Source organism: Pseudonocardia sp. TMWB2A, assembly GCF_017312135.1.
Window position 1 is genome coordinate 1 of record NZ_QKQY01000015.1, and the last position, 1,858, is coordinate 1,858.

General features: G+C 55.6%; 2 protein-coding genes. One reads left to right on the forward strand and one right to left on the reverse strand.

Annotated elements, in window-relative coordinates; all coding sequences use genetic code 11:
- The coding region (locus DMP17_RS46315; RefSeq protein WP_337833053.1) for a M20/M25/M40 family metallo-hydrolase at window positions 1-1,346 on the forward strand (1,346 nt) is incomplete at its 5' end.
- 123 nt (window positions 1,347-1,469) lie between these two features.
- Here DMP17_RS46315 and DMP17_RS46320 read toward each other — a convergent pair.
- Window positions 1,470-1,858, reverse strand: a 389-nt coding sequence (locus tag DMP17_RS46320) for an ACP-like domain-containing protein (protein ID WP_337833054.1), incomplete at its 5' end; no start/stop codon positions are given.

The following is a 1,858-nucleotide window of genomic DNA, read 5'->3' on the forward strand; positions in this document are numbered from 1 at the left end:
ATGATGATGCGTTTGCGGATTTCGGACGTGGCTGGGAATTCAGCAAGTCACGCGTTGAAATGATTTCGCCACGTTCGCTTCCGTTGTATGCGTTGCCGAAAGCGTGGACGCCCGGAACGAATGGCGTTGTCGAAGGCGATGCGATTGCGGTGTCGTTGAAGACCAAGGACGATCTCGCGAAACAAAAAGGCAAGCTGCGTGGCAAGATTGTCTTCCTCAGCGATCTGCGCGACTACAAGCCTGGCTTGGAACCGGACCTGAAGCGTTACGACGAAGCAGGATTGGCCGCGTTGCAGACGTTTGCGATTCCGAAGCCACGCAGCGATGACATGGCGAAGCGTCGCGAAGATTTCCGCAAGTCGCAGCAGTTTGCCCGCGAGTTGAATCAGTTCCTGGTCGATGAAGGTGTTTTGGCAACGGTGTCGATCAGTGGTTGGGACAACGGCATCATCCGTGTTGGCGGTGGTGGTTCACGTCGCGCCGGTGAATCCGCAGGGGTCGCAGAGTTTGCAATGATCGCCGAGCACTACAACCAAGTCATGCGTGCATTGAAGCGCAAGGAAACGGTTCGTATTCGCGCAGAAGCGGATTCGCGTTTCACTTCGGACTCGAACGATGCGGGTTACAACACGTTGGCGGAAATTCCCGGATCATCTAAAGCAGACGAAATCGTCATGCTAGGCGCACACTTGGATTCATGGCATACGGGAACGGGTGCTGCAGATAACGCAGCCGGCGTCGCTGTCATGATGGAAGCGATGCGCATCCTCAAGGCGATTGGTGTGAAGCCAAAGCGCACGATTCGCGTTGCATTGTGGGGTGGAGAAGAGCAGGGACTGATTGGCTCGCAAGATTACGTCGCGCGCACCTTCGCAGATTACCCAACGTCGATGGCGGAAGAAGACTCAGTGTTCCCGCGCTCCTTGCGTCCGCGCACCGGCCCACTGCAACGCAAGCCTGCCTACGATAAGTTCTCGGTGTACTTCAACATGGACAACGGCTCCGGCAAAATCCGTGGCATCTACGCCCAGGAGAATCTGGCTGCGACGCCTATTTTTGAAGCATGGTTGAAGCCTTTCAACGATATCGGTGCAACGACCGTTGTTTCGCGCAACACCGGTTCAACGGACCATATCGCATTTGATCGTGTCGGTCTGCCGGGCTTCCAATTCGTGCAGGACGGTTTGGATTACTTCACCAACGTGCACCACAGCAATCTCGACACGTATGATCACGCGTCGGAAGATGACATGAAGCAGGCGTCGGCAGTGATTGCTTCGTTCGTGTACCACGCGGCGATGCGGGATGAAAAAATGCCACGCAAGGCTTTGCTCGAAGAGCAATAAGCCGCGTGGCGAGTTCAAGTATGAGTTAGAGGAGTGAGTCGGCAACTTCCGACAATCTCGCAATGAAAACGGGGCGCCATTGGCGCCCCGTGCTTTTACTCAATCGTCTAACTCTAACTAGTTTTACGGCGTCGCATTCATCGCGCGGCAATCCTTCATCACGATCTTGTCCGACGGCGTATCCACACCATTCACCTTCTCGACAACGTGTTGGTAAACGAATACATCCGCCTTCGAGAGGTTCACTTCATCATCGCCCTTCAGCATGTAAGTGCCGTCATCCCACACGTCGCCCTTGCGTGGCAACTTCAATTCAACGCCTTTCAACGACATTGAGGCCGTTGACGACGACATATCCGAGACGCCGGCATAGCGGACGTTGAGATCGCCGCCTTGGTCGCATTCGTACGTCACGTTCAACGTGTTCATCATGCCGCCGGAACCGGCAGGCTCGGGCATCGAACCAGTTGAGGCGGGTGTTGGTTCGCCGCTGACTGGCGCTGGATCGGCGG